General features: G+C 71.4%; 15 protein-coding genes and 1 riboswitch. Of the genes, 3 read left to right on the top strand and 12 right to left on the bottom strand.

The window, feature by feature from the left end:
• Both AB0J16_RS23840 and AB0J16_RS23835 read left to right on the top strand, forming a co-directional pair.
• Positions 1-1049 (top strand): IS200/IS605 family accessory protein TnpB-related protein (locus tag AB0J16_RS23840; protein ID WP_358543050.1); only part of this gene is annotated, 1049 nt, incomplete at its 5' end.
• Complete coding sequence (locus AB0J16_RS23835) at positions 1036-1926, top strand: helix-turn-helix transcriptional regulator (RefSeq protein ID WP_358543047.1); 891 nt, start codon at positions 1036-1038, stop codon at positions 1924-1926. The genes AB0J16_RS23840 and AB0J16_RS23835, both read left to right, overlap by 14 nt.
• A gap of 163 nt (positions 1927-2089) precedes the next feature.
• Here AB0J16_RS23835 and AB0J16_RS23830 read toward each other — a convergent pair whose 3' ends face one another.
• The 8 genes from AB0J16_RS23830 to AB0J16_RS23795 all read right to left on the bottom strand — a co-directional run bounded on the left by AB0J16_RS23830 (position 2090) and on the right by AB0J16_RS23795 (position 12271).
• A complete protein-coding gene (locus AB0J16_RS23830; RefSeq protein ID WP_358543044.1) occupies positions 2090-2890 on the bottom strand; it encodes a tetratricopeptide repeat protein in 801 nt (266 codons plus the stop codon).
• 294 nt (positions 2891-3184) lie between these two features.
• Positions 3185-6022, bottom strand: coding sequence for an aminomethyl-transferring glycine dehydrogenase (gcvP, locus tag AB0J16_RS23825; protein WP_358543041.1), 2838 nt, complete (start codon positions 6020-6022; stop codon positions 3185-3187).
• Positions 6023-6178: 156 nt separating this feature from the next.
• Positions 6179-6271: riboswitch (glycine riboswitch) on the bottom strand.
• Between the two features lie 33 nt (positions 6272-6304).
• Positions 6305-6925, bottom strand: coding sequence for a MerR family transcriptional regulator (locus AB0J16_RS23820; protein WP_358543038.1), 621 nt, complete (start codon positions 6923-6925; stop codon positions 6305-6307).
• Positions 6926-7073: 148 nt separating this feature from the next.
• Positions 7074-7544, bottom strand: a complete 471-nt coding sequence (locus AB0J16_RS23815) for a bifunctional nuclease family protein (RefSeq protein WP_214634355.1) — start codon at positions 7542-7544, stop codon at positions 7074-7076.
• A gap of 109 nt (positions 7545-7653) precedes the next feature.
• Positions 7654-8316, bottom strand: a complete 663-nt coding sequence (locus AB0J16_RS23810) for a MerR family transcriptional regulator (protein ID WP_358543035.1) — start codon at positions 8314-8316, stop codon at positions 7654-7656.
• 58 nt (positions 8317-8374) lie between these two features.
• A complete protein-coding gene (locus AB0J16_RS23805) occupies positions 8375-8887 on the bottom strand; it encodes an FHA domain-containing protein (protein ID WP_358543032.1) in 513 nt (170 codons plus the stop codon).
• A gap of 293 nt (positions 8888-9180) precedes the next feature.
• Positions 9181-11685, bottom strand: coding sequence for a mannose-1-phosphate guanyltransferase (locus AB0J16_RS23800; protein ID WP_358543030.1), 2505 nt, complete (start codon positions 11683-11685; stop codon positions 9181-9183).
• A 4-nt stretch (positions 11686-11689) separates the two neighbouring features.
• Positions 11690-12271 (bottom strand): CDP-alcohol phosphatidyltransferase family protein, encoded by a 582-nt coding sequence (locus tag AB0J16_RS23795; RefSeq protein WP_357953009.1) that lies wholly within the window; start codon positions 12269-12271, stop codon positions 11690-11692.
• A gap of 231 nt (positions 12272-12502) precedes the next feature.
• Here AB0J16_RS23795 and AB0J16_RS23790 point away from each other — a divergent pair, with 231 nt between their 5' ends.
• The gene (locus tag AB0J16_RS23790; protein ID WP_358543028.1) at positions 12503-13852 is read left to right on the top strand and encodes an MFS transporter; all 1350 of its coding nucleotides are present in this window, start codon (positions 12503-12505) and stop codon (positions 13850-13852) included.
• A gap of 101 nt (positions 13853-13953) precedes the next feature.
• On the opposite strand, the gene AB0J16_RS23785 is transcribed toward AB0J16_RS23790, so the two are convergent.
• From AB0J16_RS23785 to AB0J16_RS23770, 4 genes are all read right to left on the bottom strand, one after another.
• Positions 13954-14736, bottom strand: a complete 783-nt coding sequence (locus AB0J16_RS23785; protein ID WP_358543026.1) for a GNAT family N-acetyltransferase — start codon at positions 14734-14736, stop codon at positions 13954-13956.
• Positions 14733-15320, bottom strand: coding sequence for a phosphoribosylanthranilate isomerase (locus AB0J16_RS23780; RefSeq protein ID WP_358543023.1), 588 nt, complete (start codon positions 15318-15320; stop codon positions 14733-14735). Before AB0J16_RS23780 ends, AB0J16_RS23785 begins: the two co-directional genes overlap by 4 nt.
• Before the next feature lie 137 nt (positions 15321-15457).
• Positions 15458-16180 (bottom strand): response regulator transcription factor, encoded by a 723-nt coding sequence (locus AB0J16_RS23775; RefSeq protein ID WP_358543021.1) that lies wholly within the window; start codon positions 16178-16180, stop codon positions 15458-15460.
• Positions 16177-17859, bottom strand: coding sequence for a histidine kinase (locus AB0J16_RS23770; RefSeq protein ID WP_358543018.1), 1683 nt, complete (start codon positions 17857-17859; stop codon positions 16177-16179). The genes AB0J16_RS23775 and AB0J16_RS23770 overlap by 4 nt, the downstream gene beginning before the upstream one ends.
• Positions 17860-17882 lie beyond the last annotated feature (23 nt).

Here is a 17882-nt window from a genome sequence, read left to right as displayed (position 1 = left end):
AGCGTCGCCTGCACGTGCTGTCCGACCGGCTGGAGCGGGAGCGGGCCGACTTCGAGGCCGGACGGGTGCACATCGTACGGGGTGGCAAGCGACTGCTCAACGCCCGCCATCAGCTGGCCGCCGCCCATCTCAGCGAAACGCAGTGGCGCGAGCGGTGGCAGGCCGAGCGGTGGTTTCTGCAGGCCGATGGCGAGTCGGGCAAGCGCTACGGCAACGAGACCATCCGCCTCACCCCCGACGGCCAAGTTTCGATCAAACTCCCGGCCCCGCTGGCTCACCTGGCCAACGCCGCCCATAGCCGCTACGTGCTGTCGGCGCGGGTGCGTTTCGCGCACCGCGGCCAGGAGTGGGCCGACCGCATCGAGGCCAACCAGGCCGTCGCCTGCCGCATCCACCTGGACATCCACCCAGGTGGGGCCCGCAACCGGCGAGACAGCGGCCGCTGGTATCTGACCGCCTCCTGGCAGCATCAACCGACCCCGACCATCCCGCTCCAGGCGGCGCTCGCCGGCGGGGTGATCGGGATAGACACCAACGCCGACCATCTCGCCGCCTGGCGGCTGGACGTGCACGGCAATCCGATCGGCGACCCGCGCCATTTCGGCTACGACCTGTCCGGCGCCGCCAGTCACCGCGACGCCCAGGTCCGGCACGCCATCACCCGACTGCTGCACTGGGCCCGGGAGTGCGGGGTGCACGCCATCGCGGTGGAAGACCTCGACTTCGCCGCGGAGAAGACCCGCGAAAAGCACGGCCGCAACAAGCGGTTCCGGCGGCTCATCTCCGGCATGCCCACCGGCAAGCTGAAAGCCCGGCTCACTTCCATGGCCGAAGGCGCCGGTATCGCGATCATCGCGGTGGATCCCGCCTACACCTCCCGGTGGGGAGCCCAGCACTGGCAGCGCCCGCTGACCAGCGGGACTCGCAAGGCCAGCCGCCATGACGCCGCCGCCGTGGCCATCGCACGACGCGCCCAGCAGTACCCGATCCGGCGACGGACGGCACCGCCCCCGCACGAGGCCGTACGGTCGAGGTGTGGACAATCGTGACGAGGTCCGCGAGTTCCTCACCTCGCGGCGAGCTAAGATCACCCCGGAGCAGGCCGGCCTGATCGCCGGATCCCGGCGGCGCGTCCCCGGTCTGCGCCGCGGTGAGGTCGCGGCCCTGGCCGACCTGAGCGCCGAGTACTACGCCAAGCTCGAACGAGGCAACCTCGCCGGCGCCTGCGCGGCGGTGCTCGAAGCCCTCGCCCGCGCCCTGCGGCTCGACGACGCCGAGCGCGCCCACCTCCTGCACCTGGCCCAGACCGCCGACGGCTCGGACGTCCTGACCCGCCCCCGGCGCCGCGCCGCCCGGCCGCAGACGCTCCATCGCAGCCTGCAGTGGACGCTGGACGCGATCACCGCCGGACCCGCCTTCGTGCAGAACAGCCGTATGGACGTGCTCGCCGTCAACCAGTTCGCCCGCGCGTTCTTCGCCGACCTGTACGCCTCCCCGGCCAATCAGGAGAACCTGGCCCGGTTCGCGTTCCTCGACCCGGCCTCGCGCCGCTTCTACCCGGACTGGGGTCCCTTCGCGGACATGTGCGTGGCCATGCTGCGCACCGAAGCCGGCCGCAACCCCCACGACAAAGAGCTCCACGACCTCGTCGGCGAACTGTCGACCCGCAGCGATGAGTTCCGCACCCGCTGGGGCGCGCACAACGTCCGCCGGCACGGCACCGGAACCAAACGCTTCGACCACGCCATCGTCGGAAAGCTCACCCTCGCCTTCGAGGGCTTGCAGATGGTCGCCGACCCCAGTCTCACCCTCACCATCTACACCGCCGAACCCGGCTCACCCTCCGAAGAGGGCCTGCGCCTGCTCGCCTCCTGGGCGGCGACTCAGGAAGCCCAGCCCCACACGGAGCCGTTGGCGGCGGACTGACCGGTCCGTGGCGAGGTGGTCGGCGAGGGGGACTTCACCGACCGCGTAGCACCGGCGGATGGAGCGGCAGGCGGGCGCGGGCGTCCTGAAGGCGCTCGCGGGGCGGGTAGGTCGGTCAGGTGTCGCGGGCGTCCTGGAGCCGCTCGCGAGGCGGGGAGGTCGGTCAGGTGTCGCGGTCGTAGCGCAGGCGCACCTCCGCGGCCAGCGTCTCGTCCTCGTGCTCCAGCCCGTACGTCCAGACGCGGCCCGCGTCGTCGACGCGGCCACGCAGCGGCAGGGTCCTGGCCAGCAGCTCGATGGCCAGCCCGCTCGTCGGCGCGTCACCGCCGTCCTCCACCGCCCCCGCGAACTCAGCGCAGGCGAGCTCCAGGTGCGCGATGCCGAGCTGCACCCGCAGCCGGGCCACCTCGTCTTGGGGGGCCACCTCGAGCGCCTCCAGCAGCACCTCGGCCGCCTCCCCCGGCTCGCCCCGCTCCAGCAGCAGCTCGGCCAGCTGCTGCGCGGCGTGCGCGCCCACGTCGTCCGGCCCGGCGGCGGCCAGCGCGGCCCGCAGCTCGTTCTCCGCCTCGTCGTAGTCGCCGGCCAGCACGGCCAGCCGGGCCAGGGCGAGACGCGCCAGCGGGAGGTAGGCGGCGGTGCCGACGCCCAGGACCGCCTGCCACGCCCCCCTGGCCTGCTCGGCGCGGCCCTCGCGCTCGAAGCCCTGCGCGAGGTGACAGGCCGCCTGAGCGGCGAACTCCGGATGCCCGGTGGCCAGCGCGACCCGGGCGGCCGCTCGGGCTCCCTCCGGGTCGCCCCGCTCGTCGAGCACCACGGCCAGGCCCACGGCGGCCTGCGCCCGGTCGGGCTCCTCGGGGTCGGCGGCCAGCTCGCTGAGTATGGCCGCCGCGCCGTCGAGGTCACCGTGCTCGGCCAGGCGGCGAGCGGTGTCGAGAGGCGGGACCTGCAGCTCTGAGAACGTCAAGAGAGCTCCTTAGGCGACGGTCGGACAGAGCCTAACGAGTTCCGGTGATCATGTCTTCTCACTGGCCACGTTCAGCCTGGGTGGCGGGAAAAAATCCCGGAAAACGGACGTAGCCCTCCCCGTCCGAGCACAGCGGACGGAGAGGGCCACGGTTACGCGGTGGAGAGGGCCACGGTCCCGCGAACGCGACGTGCGGGTCAGTCCCGGACACAACAGCCGGATCAGTCGCGAATGCGACAGCCAGCTCAGTTACGGACGTAGCGCCCGGAGCTATCGCGGACGCGACAAGCCAGGTCAGTCCTCGTAGGCCTCCAGCGGCGGGCACGAGCAGACCAGGTTGCGGTCGCCGTAAGCCTGGTCGATGCGCCGCACCGGCACCCAGTACTTGCCCTCCCGCAGCGACGGCAGCGGGTAGACCGCCTCGGTACGGCTGTAGGGATGGGCCCACTCGTCGGCCGCGACGGCCTCGGCGGTGTGCGGGGCGTTGCGCAGCGGGTTGTCGGCCCGGTCGTAGGCGCCCGAGGCGACCCGCGCGATCTCGCCCCTGATGGCCACCATCGCGTCCACGAACCGGTCGAGTTCGGCCAGGTCCTCGCTCTCGGTCGGCTCGATCATCAGCGTGCCGGCGACCGGGAAGGACATGGTCGGGGCGTGGAAGCCGTAGTCGATGAGCCGCTTGGCCACGTCGTCGACCGTGACGCCGGTCTCCTTGGTGATCTGCCGCAGGTCGACGATGCACTCGTGGGCCACCAGGCCGCCGCGCCCGGTGTAGAGCACCGGGTAGTGCGGGGCCAGCCGCCGGGCGAGGTAGTTGGCCGACAGGATCGCCTGCTCGGTGGCCGCGGCCAGGCCGTCGCCGCCCATCATCCTGACGTACGCCCAGGAGATCGGCAGGATGCCCGCCGAGCCGTACGGGGCCGCCGAGACCGCGCCGACCGGTGAGCCGGGGCGCAGCGGGTGGCCCGGCAGGTAGGCGGCCAGGTGGCCGCGGACCGCGACCGGGCCGACGCCGGGGCCGCCGCCGCCGTGCGGGATGCAGAAGGTCTTGTGCAGGTTGAGGTGGGAGACGTCGGCGCCGAACTCACCCGGCTTGGCCAGCCCGACCAGGGCGTTGAGGTTGGCCCCGTCGACGTAGACCTGGCCGCCCGCGTCGTGCACCTTGGCGCAGACCTCGGTGATCGTCTCCTCGAAGACACCGTGCGTCGAGGGGTAGGTGAGCATGATCGCGGCCAGCGCGTCGCGGTGCTTGTCGATCTTGGCGTCGAGGTCGGCCAGGTCCACGTTGCCCTCGGTGTCGCAGGCCACGACCACGACGCGCATACCGGCCATGACGGCGCTGGCCGCGTTCGTGCCGTGCGCGGAGGAGGGGATGAGGCAGATGTCGCGGTGCTCGTCGCCGTGGTCGTGGTGGTAGGCCCGGATCGCGAGCAGCCCGGCGAACTCCCCCTGGGACCCGGCGTTCGGCTGGATGGAGACCGCGTCGTAGCCGGTCACCTCGGCCAGCCACTCCTCCAGGGTCTCGATGAGGTGGCGGTAGCCCGCGGCCTGCCCGTCGGGCGCGAAGGGGTGGATCCCGGCGAACTCCGGCCAGGTGATGGGCTCCATCTCGGTGGTCGCGTTGAGCTTCATCGTGCAGGAGCCGAGCGGGATCATGGACCGGTCGAGGGCGATGTCCTTGTCCTGGAGCCTGCGCAGGTAGCGCAGCATCGCGGTCTCGGAGTGGTGACTGTGGAAGACGGGGTGGGTGAGGTAGCCGGACTCCCGCGTCAACGCGGCGGGCAGCGTGTCCAGCCCGTCGTCGGCGAGGAGGCCGGCCACCGGCCCGCTGACGCCGAAGGCGGCGGCGACCTGCTCGAGGTCGGCCGCGGTGGTCTTCTCGTCGCAGGCGACGGAGACGTGGTCGACGTCGGCCTGCCACACGTTGACGCCGCGCTCGGCGGCCTGCCGGACGACCTCGGCGGCCCGGCCGGGCACCCTGGCCAGCACGGTGTCGAAGAACTCCCGGTGTACGACCTCGACGCCGCCGCGGCGCAGGCACTCGGCCAGCGCGGCGGCGTGCCGGTGCACGCGGCCGGCGATGCGGCGCAGCCCCTCGGGCCCGTGGTAGACGGCGTACATGCCGGCGATGACGGCCAGCAGGACCTGCGCGGTGCAGATGTTGCTGGTGGCCTTCTCCCGCCTGATGTGCTGCTCGCGGGTCTGCAGGGCCAGCCGGTAGGCGGGCGCGCCGTCGGCGTCGACGGAGACGCCCACGAGGCGGCCGGGCATCTGCCGCTGCAGTCCTTCGCGTACGGACATGTAGGCGGCGTGCGGCCCGCCGAAGCCGAACGGCACGCCGAAGCGCTGCGAGGAGCCGATCGCGATGTCGGCGCCGAGCTCGCCCGGCGCGGTGACCAGGGTCAGCGCGAGCAGGTCGGCGGCGGCCACGACCAGCGCGCCCGCGGCGTGCGCCCGCTCGGCCACGGCGCGGAAGTCGCGCAGCCGGCCGGAGGCGCCCGGGTATTGGACGAGCACGCCGAAGCACTCGGGCAGCTCGCCGTCGAGCGTGTCCTCGACCAGCGTGATGCCCAGCGGCTCGGCGCGGGTGGCCAGCACCGCCTTGGTCTGGGGCAGCGCGTCGGCGTCGACGACGAACACGTCGCTCTTGGACTTGCCCGCGCGCCTGGCCAGTGTCATCGCCTCGGCGGCGGCCGTGCTCTCGTCGAGCAGGGAGGCGCCGGCGACGTCGAGGCCGGTCAGGTCGGAGACGACGGTCTGGAAGTTGAGCAGCGCCTCCAGGCGGCCCTGCGAGATCTCCGGCTGGTAGGGGGTGTAGGCGGTGTACCAGCCCGGGTTCTCCAGCAGGTTGCGGCGGATCACCGCCGGGGTGATCGTGTCGTGGTAGCCCAGGCCGATCATCGAGGTGAGCACCCGGTTGCGGTCCGCGATGGCCCGCAGTTCGGCGATGACCTCGGTCTCGCTGGCCGCGGCGGGCAGCGCGAGGCGGTCCTTGATCCTGATGGACTCGGGGACGGCCACCGCCACCAGGTCGGCCACGGACTCGAAACCCACGGCCTCGAGCATGCGCTGCTGCTCGGATTCGGACGGGCCGATGTGCCGGGTCGAGAACGGCGGAGCTGACAGATCGGTCATGGAAGGTGCCTCCCGAGGGCTATGGAGACCGGCGCCTGGGCGCGGGCGAGTGCCGGATCTCCCCCTCTGTCATGGCGACCTGAGAGCTTCACCCCCATGAGGGCTTGCACCGTCGGTGAGGCGCGCCTGGCGGGCGTGCCTGCTTTCCAGAGTTGCCTACCCCGAGCGGTACGGGTGCCTGAGAGATTCCGGGGAGGGTTGCTCCTTCGGCGCCCCGGGACCAGCCCGGGACTCTCCCGCAGGGGGTCGTCAGCCTTGCGCTCTAAGGTTACTACCGGATTGCTACCCTATGCGGCGCGACCGTCGCCGCTGGGCCAGCTCGTCAGCGGGGTGGTCGGCCGGGACGCTGTCCTCGACCGCCGCCCTTTCCCCCGGCAGCTCCGCGAGGGAGCCCTCGACCTCGCGCCAGACCCGGCCGAGCGCGATGCCGAACACGCCCTGACCGCCCTGGAGCAGATCGATCACCTCGTCGGCCGAGGTGCACTCGTAGACGCTGACGCCGTCGCTCATGAGCGTGATCTGCGCGAGGTCGCCGACCCCGCGGTCACGCAGGTGTTGTACGGCCGTACGGATCTGCTGGAGGGAGACTCCGGTGTCGAGGAGCCGCTTGACGACCTTGAGCACCAGGATGTCGCGGAAGCTGTAGAGCCGTTGGGAGCCCGAGCCGTGCGCGGCTCTTATCGTCGGCTGGACCAGCTCCGTGCGCGCCCAGTAGTCGAGCTGCCGGTAGGTGATGCCGGCCGCCGCGCACGCCGTCGGGCCGCGGTATCCGATGTCACTCGGCAGTGTCGTGGGCTGCTCGTCGAAGAGCAGGCCCTGCTCTCCGGCACGCTGCCGCGCACTCTCACGCCGCACCGGATCTTCCTGGCCGGCCGTCTTTCCCTCGCCGCTGCTGACCGCCACGCGGACCTCCGGCTTTCTCTCATCCCATGGCCTGATCTGGGGGTTCGTAAAAGCGCGGCCATGGGTTTCACTTGCACCGTAGGACCGTGACCATGCGCAGTCAACGATCCCGCTCGGCGCGTCGTGAAGCGTAAATGCACTGAAATACCTACCCCGCCCGGCCAAAGTCCTCGGGGGTGATCGTGTCAAGGAACTCCCTGAACTTCTCCACCTCGTCCTCTTGGTCGTCGGGGATGATCACCCCGGCTTCCTGGACGACCTCCTCACTGGCGAAGATTCGTGCTCCGGTGCGCAAGGCGAGCGCGATCGAGTCGGAGGGCCGCGCGCTCACCTCGACGCCGTTGGAGAACACCAGGTCGGCGAAGAAGATACCGTCACGCAGGGCGACGATGTTGACCGCGCGCAGGCCCACGCCAAGAGCGCTCAGCACGTCCCTGAACAGGTCGTGCGTCAGTGGCCGGGCTGGAGGCTCCTCCGCTTGGGCCAGAGCGATGGCCGTGGCTTCGGTCATCCCAATCCAAATCGGCAGGAACCTCTCCCCGTGTGCCTCCTTGAGCAAGACGATCGGCTGATTTGTAGGCATCTCTACGCGGACGCCCACGACCTCCATCTGCAACACGGGCTGCTCCATATTCGACTGGTCGGCGACCCCGGCACAGCTATTGAGCCGGTCCGCTTCTGCATTTCAACGTAACACCCGAGGGGCCTTGTATGTCCCGCTGGTCCGGTCATCGGCCTAGAACGGTTCGCACGCCTGTACGCACCAGAGCGGCGTGCAGGTCGAGCAGCAGCGCCGACAGCTCCCTCGCGGCCTCGTCGGCCTCTCCGATGGCCCCTGGGGCCCGGCGTTTGAGTATGGGCGCGACCGTCTGCTCCACCAGACCGCACTCGCGCTCGGCCGCGGCCTTGACCGCGCGCAGATGCCGGGCGTGCAGGCCGAACCGGGCCAGGGCGCCGACGCTGCGCGCCACGTTGAGCGCCTCCTCGTCGTAGCGCCTGGCCGTCGCCGAGAGCAGCCCGTAGTCCTCGAGCTCGGCCAGGGTGTCCTCGTCGAGCCCGGCCGCCTCCAGCAGCTCGGCGCGGCTCAGCCGCACCTCCCGCGTCTCCGGCCGCTCGCTCACGGCACGCGGGCGGCCGAAGTGCTCGGCCATCTTGTCCTTGATCACCCGCAGCGGCAGGTAGTGGTCGCGCTGCTCGGTGAGGATGTAGCGGAGCTGCTCGACGTGCAGGTGGGTGAACTTGCGGTAGCCCGACGGGCTGCGCTCCGGCTCGATGAGCCCCTCGCCCTCCAAGAAGCGGATCTTGGAGATCGACACATCGGGGAACTCGCCCTGGAGCATGGCGAGCACCTCCCCGATGCTCATGTGCGAGCGTGCCGCCTGCGCGCTCATGCGGCTTCCTCCGTGAGCCGCATGAACGCTGTGACTATCGGTCGCTCGCTGGGCTCGCTCATGCGCCGGCGGCGGTCCGCATCAGGAAGACGAGGCGGAACTTGCCGATCTGCACCTCGTCACCGGAGTGCAACGGCACCTCCTCGATGCGCTCCCGGTTGACGTAGGTGCCGTTGAGGCTGCCCACGTCGCGCACGGAGAACTGGCCGCCGCGAAGGCGGTAGAACTCCACATGCCGCCGGGAGACCGTGATGTCGTCCAGGAAGATGTCACTCTCGGGATGGCGCCCCGTGGTGGTGAGGTCCTTGTCGAGGCGGAAACGGCTCCCGGCGTTGGGCCCCCTGGTCACCGTGAGCAACGCCGTGCCAGGCGGCAGTTGCTCCACCAGCGCGCGCTCGGCGAGGAGCATGTCACCGGTCTCAGCCTCGTACGCCTCGATTCCCGCGACAGAGATCGTCGATGTGGTGTCCCCGGCGACCTCGGTTCTGGTCAGCGGTGACCCACAACGGGAACAGAAACGGGCATCCTCGGGGTTGGCGTGCCCGCACTGCGTGCAGTAGACGCTCGGCATCGATCGGCTCGGCCTCCTACCGCGAAGACGCGGCAACGGGGATCTGGGCGCGCCTCGCTTCGCTCTTCAAGTTTGCGAATGCCGCAACTTACGCTGATCAGCGGCAAAGGTCAAGGCGGGGCGCTGGACGACGGGTTCGGACGGTGACAAAGTTACCGCCGCCCGAGCCCCAAGGTCCATGCCGCCGCGCGTTCTAACATTACGATCTTGTACGTTCCGCCGCCACCGATCCGCCAGTGTCACTCTGCGTGATGATTCCATGCGGATTGCCGTATCGATTTCGGCTCCGAGGCTCAGGAGGCCGCCTCCTCGACCACGCGGGCCCAGTGCTCCAGGAGCGACTGCGCGGTGTCCACGTCGGCGGCCTCGGCCCACAGATCGGTGACCGGTTCGGTGGCGGCGGGCAGGATCAGCACCCAGCTCCCGTCCTCGGCGGCCACCCGCACCCCGTCGGTGGTGTCGACGCGGCAGCCGTCCGGCTCGGCCTCGGCGGCCTCGATGACCGAGCGCATGACGGCGCCCTTGGCCGCCCACGGGGTCGGCACCGTACGTTTGAGCAGCTTGGCCTCGGGGATGCGCGCGTCGATCTGGCTGAGCGAGAGCCGGGTGCGGGCGACCAGGCCGAGCAGCCGCATGAACGCCGCCACTCCGTCGATCGCCGGACCGAACTCGGGCACCACGAAGCCGCCCCTGCCGTCGCCCGCGAAGATCATGTCTTCGTCCACCGCGGCCGAGGTCAGGGCGTCGACCGCCGTGGAGGTCCAGCGCACCTGCACGCCGTGGAAGCGGCAGACCTGCTCGGCGACCCTGGTGGTGGTGACGGGCAGCGCCACGCGGCCGGTCCTGCGCTCGGCGGCGATCAGGTCGAGCACGACGAGCAGGGCCCGCTCCTCGCCGATCAGCTGGCCCATCTCGTCCACCAGCGCGATGCGCTCCCCCACGGGGTCGAACCGCACCCCGAAGGCCGCCCTGGAGGAGCTCACGAGCTCCGACAGGCGCTGCAGGTCCCTGCGGCGCTCGGCGAACGTCTCCGTGGGCGAGATGTCGTCCAGGCGGGCGTTCACGGTGAGCACGTCGACGCCGAGGCGGCCCAGCAGCGTGGGCAGGACCAGCGCGGAGGTCCCTCCGGCGCAGTCGACGACGACCTTCATGTCCCTGATGCCGGTCATGTCTACGCAGCGCAGCAGTTCGTACGCGTAGTCCTCGACCGCCCTGGCGGGAAAGCGCAGCTCGGCGATCTCGCCGGGGAAGGCGCGCCGGAACTCCTGGCGGGAGAAGACGCGCTCCAGCTTGCGCTGGGCGGCCGGGGGCAGGTCGGCGCCGCGGTCGTCCATGATGACGATGTCGATGCTCTGCGGGTCGCCGGCGGTGGTGCGCAGCGCGATGCCGCCCGCGGCCGACTCCCTGGCCGTGTGGAAGCGGGCCACCGGCAGCGGCGCGGCCTCCAGGTCGAGGACGTTGATGGCGCTGGCGTTGAGCGCGCCGATCACGGCCCGCTTCAGCGCCCTGGCGGCCAGCGAGGAGTCGCGCGAGGTGACGACGTGCTCGCCCTTCTTCAGGGTGGTGGCGTACGCGCTGGCCAGCCGTACGCACAGCTCGGGGGTGATCTCCACGTTGACCAGGCCGCTGACGCCGCGGGGGCCGAACAGGCTGCGCTGGCCGCGCGACTCCCAGATGACGCTGGTGTTGACGACGGCGCCGGCCTCGATGGTCTTGAACGGGTAGACCTTGACGCCGCTGGAGACGTACGCCTCGGGCTCGATGACGCACTCGTCACCGATGACGGCGTTCTCCTCGATGCGGGCCCCGGCCATCACGTCGGTGCTCTTGCCGATCACGCAGCCGCGCAGGTGGCTGCCGGGGCCCAGGTAGACGTTGTCGTGGACGACCGCCCGGTGCAGGAAGGCGCCTTCGCGCACGACCGTGTTGTTGCCGAGCACGGTGTACTCGCGCAGCTCGGCGCCGGCCTCGACCTTGGCGTACGCGCCGACGAGCAGCGGGCCCTTGAGCACCGCGTCGGGGTCGACCGAGGCCGACTCGGCCACCCAGACGCCCGGCGAGACCTCGAAGCCGCCGATGTCCACGGCGACCCGGCCGGACAGGGCGTCGGCCTGGGCCTTGAGGTAGCTCTCGTGGGTGCCGACGTCCTCCCAGTAGCCCTCGGCGACGTAGCCGAAGATGGGGGCGCCGCGCTCCAGCAGGGTGGGGAAGACGTCAGCCGACCAGTCGACGGGCTCTCCCGAGGCGACCGCGTCGAGGACCTCGGGCTCCATGATGTAGATGCCGGTGTTGACGGTGTCGGAGAAGACCTGCCCCCAGGTGGGCTTCTCCAGGAAGCGCTGGACCCGGTTGCCCTCGTCGACGATCACGATGCCGAACTCGAGGGGGTTGGGCACCCGTTTCAACCCGATAGTGACAAGCGCCGAATTTTCACGATGAAAACGGACCATATCCGACAAATCGATATCGGTCAGGGCGTCGCCGGAGATCACCAGGAATCGGTCGTCACGCAGGCGGGCCGCGGCGTTCTTCACGCTGCCCGCCGTGCCCAGCGGAACGTCCTCGGTGGCGTATTGCAGGCTCATGCCGAGTTCGTCGCCGTCGCCGAAGTAGTTGCGCACGAGCGCGGCCAGGAACTGGAGGGTGACCACGGTCTCGGTGATGCTGTGCCGTTTGAGCAGGCGCAGCACGTGCTCCATGATCGGGCGGTTGACCACGGGCAGCAGGGGTTTGGGCTGGTTGGCCGTCATCGGACGCAGCCGAGTGCCCTCTCCACCCGCCATGACGACCGCCTTCACCCGATCACTCCTCCTTGGCCGCGGTTACGAGCCGTCGTACCTGTACCCCATACAGCACCCCCGACCACCAGTACAGGCCCGTTCCCCAGAGCGCAAAGGCCCACCCGACAATTCGTGCTATATCGGCATACCACCCAGTGTGGGAGGCAAGGAAGAGCAGAGGGAAGGCGTACATCAGGTTGAACATGGCGGCCTTGCCCAGGAAATGCACTTGAAGTGCCTTGTACCCGCTCTTCCGAAGTACGGGAAAGAAACACGCGACGAAGAGTTCGCGACCCAGGATGATCGCCACCAGCCACCACGGAATGACGTCGCGCACCAGCAGCGCCAGGATCGTGGCGAAGACATAGAGCTTGTCGGCGGCCGGGTCGATGATCCGGCCGAGCCTGCTCATCTGGTTGAAGGCGCGAGCGATCTTGCCGTCCAGCCAGTCGGTGAATCCGGCGACCGCGAGCACGAGGATCGCCCAGGCGTCCGCCTTGGGTCCCAACACCAGCCAGAGGAAGACAGGGACGCCGAGGAGGCGCAGGAAGCTCAGCAGGTTCGGAACCGTCCAGATCCGATCCTCGGCGGAAGTTTCGCTCACGCTGCCGACCCTACTGCGTCGGCTTTCCCCGCAGCGGGGTAGGCAGCGGCTCGTCCTTCCCGGCGGCACTCCCGGCGACCTGGCGGCACTCCCGACGACCTTCCCGGCGACTTTCCCGCTGGCACTGCCCGCGGCTCTCTCGGCTGCTCCTCCGCGGCTCTCTGGGCGACGCCACACGGATCGGCGCGTCGCGAGAGGTTAGCGTCGGCCCTCACCGCGCAGGTGTAGCGGATGAAGCGGAACATCCTGATCGTGATGTGCGCGGGTCTGTTCGTCGTCCTGCTGGACGTGACCATCGTGAACGTGGCGCTGCCGTCCATCGCGGCCGGCCGGCACGCCGGGCTCGCCGACCTGCAGTGGGTGGTCGACGGCTACCAGATCGCGCTGGCCGGGCTGCTGCTGACGGGCGGCACGCTGGGCGACCGCTTCGGACACCGGCGGGTGGTGCTGGCGGGGTTCGCCCTGTTCGGCGTGGCGTCGGCGGGCTGCGCGCTCGCGCCCGGCGTCGGGGCCCTGGTGGCGGCGCGGGCGGTGCAGGGCGTGGGCGCCGCGCTGCTCCTGCCGGGCACGCTGGCGGTCATCACCCGGACCTTCCCCGGCGAGCGGGAACGGGCCAGGGCCATCGGGGTCTGGGCCGCGGTGGGCAGCGCGGCCCTGCCCGCCGGGCCGCTGCTCGGCGGGGTGCTGATCCAGGCGTTCGGCTGGCCGTCGATCTTCGCCATCAATGTGCCGATCATCCTGATCATCTTCGTGGCCGTCCTCCGGGTCGCTCCGGCCGACGAGCCCGAGCGCCGGCCGATCGACCTGCCGGGCACCGTGACAGGCGCGGGGACGCTGCTGGTCCTGACGTACGCGGTGATCCAGGCGGGGCGTGACGGGCCCGACTGGCGGCTGTTCGCGGTCGCCGCGGCGCTGCTGGCCGCGTTCGTGGTGATCGAGAGCCGTCGGCAGGAGCCGATGCTGCCGCTGGGGCTGCTGCGGCGCCCCTCGATCGCGGTCGGCACGATCGGCTCGGCGACCATGAACTTCGGGATCAACGGCATGATGCTGCTGATCACCCTGTACCTCCAGGGCGTGCTACGGCTGTCCCCGATGACGGCGGGCGCGGCGCTGCTGCCGCTGTTCGTGCCGCTGGCGCTGCTGGCCGCCCCGTTCGGGCGCCTGGCCGGCCGGTACGGGCCGCGTCCCGTCATGGTCGCCGGGCTGGTGGTCCTGGCGGCGGGCATGGGGCTGCTGCTCCTGGTACGACCGGCCACGTCGTACCTGGTGCTGCTCCCGGCGCTGGCCGTCATCGGACTCGGCACGGCGCTGCTGACGCCGAGCGTGGTCGCCCTGGCCATGAGCGACCCACCGCCTGGCAGGGAGGGGCTGGTGAGCGCGATCAACAACACCGCCCGGCAGGCGGGCGGCGCGATAGGCGTCGCGGTCTTCGGCGCGATGGCGGGCGCTCCCGGCGGGCCCCGCTTCATCGGCGGGCTGCATGGGGCGGCGGTGGTGGCGGGAGTGGCCTACCTCGGCGTGACGGCCCTGACCCTGACCCTCGGCCTCACCACCCGTCACCGCCCCAAGACCCTCGTCTGACCCCTCCGGCTCTCGTCTGCCTACCCAAGACCTGCGACTGATCTCCGGCGCCAAGCCGCACCGCCCCGGGTTGTACCGCATGATCGGCCGGGGTCGGGCGGTCAGGCGCGGAGGAAGCTGTGGGTGCGGCCTACCTGCTCGAAGCCGAGCCGTTCGTAGAAGTCCTTGGGCCAGTCGGCGGCGTCGGCCAGCAGGAACACCAGCTCGCTGCCGGCCGCCTCGGCGAGCAGCGCCCTCATCAACGTGCGGGCGTGCCCCCGGCCCCGGTGGCGGTCCCCCGTGTAGAGGTCCTCGATCTGTGTGACGGCGCCGTTCCGGTAGATGTCGGCTCGGGCGGCGAGTTCGCCGTCCTCGGTCCGTACGCCGCGGAAGCCCACCGTGTCGGCGCCGCGTAGCCGCTCCTCCACGCGCCTGGCGAGCTGGTCGATCACGTCGGCGGTGGCCTCGGGCAGGGTCTCGCGCCAGCCGGCCCGGAGCGTGGGCAGCAGCGCGGGCAGGTCGAGGTGCTCCACGGGTGCCGCGTCGTGCGGGAACTCACCGCGGAAGACCATGACCAGGTTCGTCTCGTGCGTGTAGCCCGCGGCCTCGAAGGCGGGCGCGTACGCCCGGCCCAGGCGGTCGTCGTCGATATTGACCAGCCGGTGGGCGTGCCCGGCGAGCACCTGGTCGGCCGCCTTCAGCGCCGCGCCGGGATCGTCGCCGGACCAGATGACGAGCTTGTTGTCGTCGTACGAGCCGGGGTAGCGGTCGTTGAGGACGGCGAATCCGCCGGGCACCTCGACGGTCCGCCCGGCCTTCCGCCGGGTGAAGTCGTGCGTGAAGGCGACGCTACGGGCGAAGTCACCCTGAGACCCGGCATCCGCACCGCCGAAACCGCCGGTCATGGGCGGGCCGCCGTGATGAAGCGTCTGATGAGGTCGGAGTCCTTCACCCCGGGCGCCACCTCGACCCCGCTGGACACGTCCACGCCCCAAGGCGCCGCGGCGGCGACGGCCTGGGCGACGTTGGACGGGTCGAGGCCGCCCGCGAGCAGCCAGCGCCCCGAGGGGCGACCGCGTACCGCCGCCCAGTCCCAGGGCTCGCCGGAGCCGGGGCGGGGCGCGTCGACGATGAGCAGGTCCTCGTCGTAGGCGCCGCAGCGCAGGTCGGCCTCGGCGTCGACGGCCCTGACCAGGGTGTGGCCGAGATCCTTCAGCGCGGTGAAGTCGCCGTGCGGATGCCGGCCGTGCAGCTGGACGCCGCGCACCCCGGAGGCGAGCGTGGCGGCGCGGACGGCCTCAGGGGTCTCGCCGCGGAACACGCCGACCGTGAGGACGTGGGCGGGGACCGCCGCGGCCAGCTCGGCGGCCCGCTCGGGGGGCACCTGACGAGGGCTTCGGGTCAGCACGAAGCCGATGGCGTCGGCGCCCGCCTCGACGGCGGCCGCCACGTGCTCGGGCTCGCTCAACCCGCAGATCTTCACGTACACACCGTTGACCCTAACGGCGGACGACCGCGACCGAGACCCCGGCGACCCCGAACGACCCCGAGCGGACGGCGGCGGCAACTGGGACCTCGGCAACCTCGGAACAGCGCGCGGGTCAAGGGCCTCGACCAGCGCGCGGGTCAGCTCAGGGGGTCACCCGGAGGGCCGCCGCGGGAGTGGCGGAGGGGCTGGCGCAAGGGGTGGTGTACCGGGCGGAACGCCGCGTCCACCAGGCCGGTGCGGTAGGCGACGACGGCGGCCTGGATCCGGTTGCGCAGCCCCAGCTTGTCCATGGCGGCGGCGACGTGGGACTTGACCGTGGTGACGCCGACGCCCAGCTCTTCGGCGATCTCCGCGTTGGACAGGCCGGTGCCGACCAGCGCCAGCACCTCCAGCTCGCGGTCGGTGAGCCCGGCGGGGACCGGTACGCTCGCCGCCTCCTCGGCGGCCAGGAAGCGGGCGACCACCCGGCGCAGCACGGAGGGGGCCAGGAGCTGCTCGCCGGTCGCGGCCCTGCGTACGGCGTCGACCATGCGTTCTGGCTCGTCGTCCTTGACCAGGAAGCCGACGGCGCCCGCGCGCAGGGCGGCGTAGACGTTGGAGTCCTCGGCGAACGTGGTGAGCACGACGATCCTGGCCGCCGGCCGCGCCAGCAGGATCCGCCTGCTCGCCTCCAGCCCGTCGACCCTGGGCATGCGCAGGTCCATCAGGATCACGTCGGGCAGGTGGAGGTCGGCCAGGCGTACGGCCTCCGCGCCGTCCACGGCCTCGGCCACGACCTCCATGTCGCCCGTGACCTGCAGGAGCATGCGCACGCCCGCGCGTACCAGCGCCTGGTCGTCGGCGACCAGCACGCGGATCACGCGCCACCTCCCGTGAGGCCGCCGGTGAAGCGCTCGGTGACGCACCCCGTGCGCGCGATCACGTACTCGGTGGCGTGCGGCTCAGTGATGTGCGGGGCGGCGGTGGGCATGGTCGCGGTGAGCAGCCAGCCGCCGTCCTGGTCCAGGCCCGCGGTCAGCGTGCCGCCGAGCGCGCGGACGCGCTCGCGCATGCCGGCCAGGCCGCGGCCGGACGAGGGCAGGCGTTCGATGGTGGTGGGCGGGGAGCCGTTGCGTATGTGTACGGTCAGCCCTTGGCCGGCGGAGGTGACGGCGACACTCACCTGAGTGCCGGGGCCGGCGTGCTTGAGCACGTTCGTGAGACCTTCCTGGACGATGCGGGCCGCGGAGGCGCGGGCCACGAGGGGAGCGTGCGCGGTGGCGGGGTCGAGCTCCAGCTCTACCTGGAGGCCGGCGGCGGTCATCCGCTCGGCGGACTCGCGTATGAGGGCCGCGGGGTCGGCGGCCATGTCAGGGCGGCGGCCGGGGTCGCGCAGCACGTCGAGCAGCCCGCGCAGATCCTCAAGCGCCTGGTGGCCGGTCTCGCGGATGTCGGCCAGCGCGTCGGCGACCGGCCCCTCGGGGGCGGCGTAGCGGGCGGCGCCGGCGCGCAGGACCATCGCGCCCACGTGGTGGGCCACGATGTCGTGCACCTCGCGGGCGATGTTCTCGCGCTCGAGGAGCTGGTCGGCGCGTACCTGGGCGACCGCCAGCCGCGCCGACTCGCGCAGCCGCAGCCCTTCGGCCTCGGCGGCCGCCTGCCGTACGCCCAGGTAGCGGCCGATCGCGACGGGTGTGGTCACCAGGGCCATCAGGACGGCGACGCGGAAGGCGGTGACCTCGGTCGAGTCCTGGACGATCGCGATCGAGGCGAGCATGGTGCAGGTCACGTAGGTGACCGTGATCCAGGCCCAGGAGGCGATCCGCATCGCGAACACGCACAGCGCGATCAGCGTCAGGATCAGGCAGGTGGTGACCGTGTCGTTGAGATACTGGTCGGCGGCGATCAGCAGCACGCTCTGGAACATGAACACCAGTCCGGGAAAGCGCCGCGCGACGCCGAGGGAGAGCCCGCCCAGTACCGCGAGCAGTCCCACGACCCAGACCGGCTGGCTGCCGTTGTGCCAGTCGGTCCAGGTGCTCAGCACCGTGAAGGCCACTCCGCCGCCGGCCAGCAGCACGTCCGGGGTGAGGTCGGCGTCCTTCAGCCGCCCGGCGGGGCCGCGCAGGTAGGCGCCGATGAGGACGGGCAGGGCGGGGACGAGCACGGAGTACATCCACGCGTTCGTGGTGAACGCGATGCCCGGGTCGGCCAGGTTGACCGCGGTCGCGGCGATGGCCACGCCCAGCGCCAGGCAGGTCGACCGTCGGCCCGAGCGGTAGGCGACCAGGCCGACGGAGACGCAGAGCAGCATCTGGGCGGTGTTGGAGGTGAACGACCCCACCTGGTCGGTGAAGACGAGGAAGGCGGCCAGGTAGAGGCTCACCGCCAGGGGCGCGCGCCGGACCAGGCCCATGGGTGCGCCCACGCCCACGGCCATCGGGATCACCTCGTTGCCCGGCAGCAGCGCGGAGCCGCCGCCCTTGGCCGACAGCAACACGTCGAGAGCGGTCCCCGCGGCCGCGAGCACAAGGTCGAGCGGCACTCCACGCCATCGCATGCGCCAACGGTATCCGGGTGCCG

The organism is Nonomuraea sp. NPDC049750 (assembly GCF_040659625.1).
GTDB lineage: Bacteria > Actinomycetota > Actinomycetes > Streptosporangiales > Streptosporangiaceae > Nonomuraea.
This window is presented reverse-complemented; position numbering and strand designations above follow the sequence as displayed.

Coding starts and splice junctions, on each gene's coding strand:
- gcvP (WP_358543041.1), bottom strand. CDS start 6,022: ATGACCGATCTGTCAGCTCCGCCGTTCTCGACCCGGCACATCGGCCCG.
- AB0J16_RS23810 (WP_358543035.1), bottom strand. CDS start 8,316: ATGAGCGCGCAGGCGGCACGCTCGCACATGAGCATCGGGGAGGTGCTC.
- AB0J16_RS23805 (WP_358543032.1), bottom strand. CDS start 8,887: ATGCCGAGCGTCTACTGCACGCAGTGCGGGCACGCCAACCCCGAGGAT.
- AB0J16_RS23790 (WP_358543028.1), top strand. CDS start 12,503: ATGAAGCGGAACATCCTGATCGTGATGTGCGCGGGTCTGTTCGTCGTC.
- AB0J16_RS23785 (WP_358543026.1), bottom strand. CDS start 14,736: ATGACCGGCGGTTTCGGCGGTGCGGATGCCGGGTCTCAGGGTGACTTC.
- AB0J16_RS23770 (WP_358543018.1), bottom strand. CDS start 17,859: ATGCGATGGCGTGGAGTGCCGCTCGACCTTGTGCTCGCGGCCGCGGGG.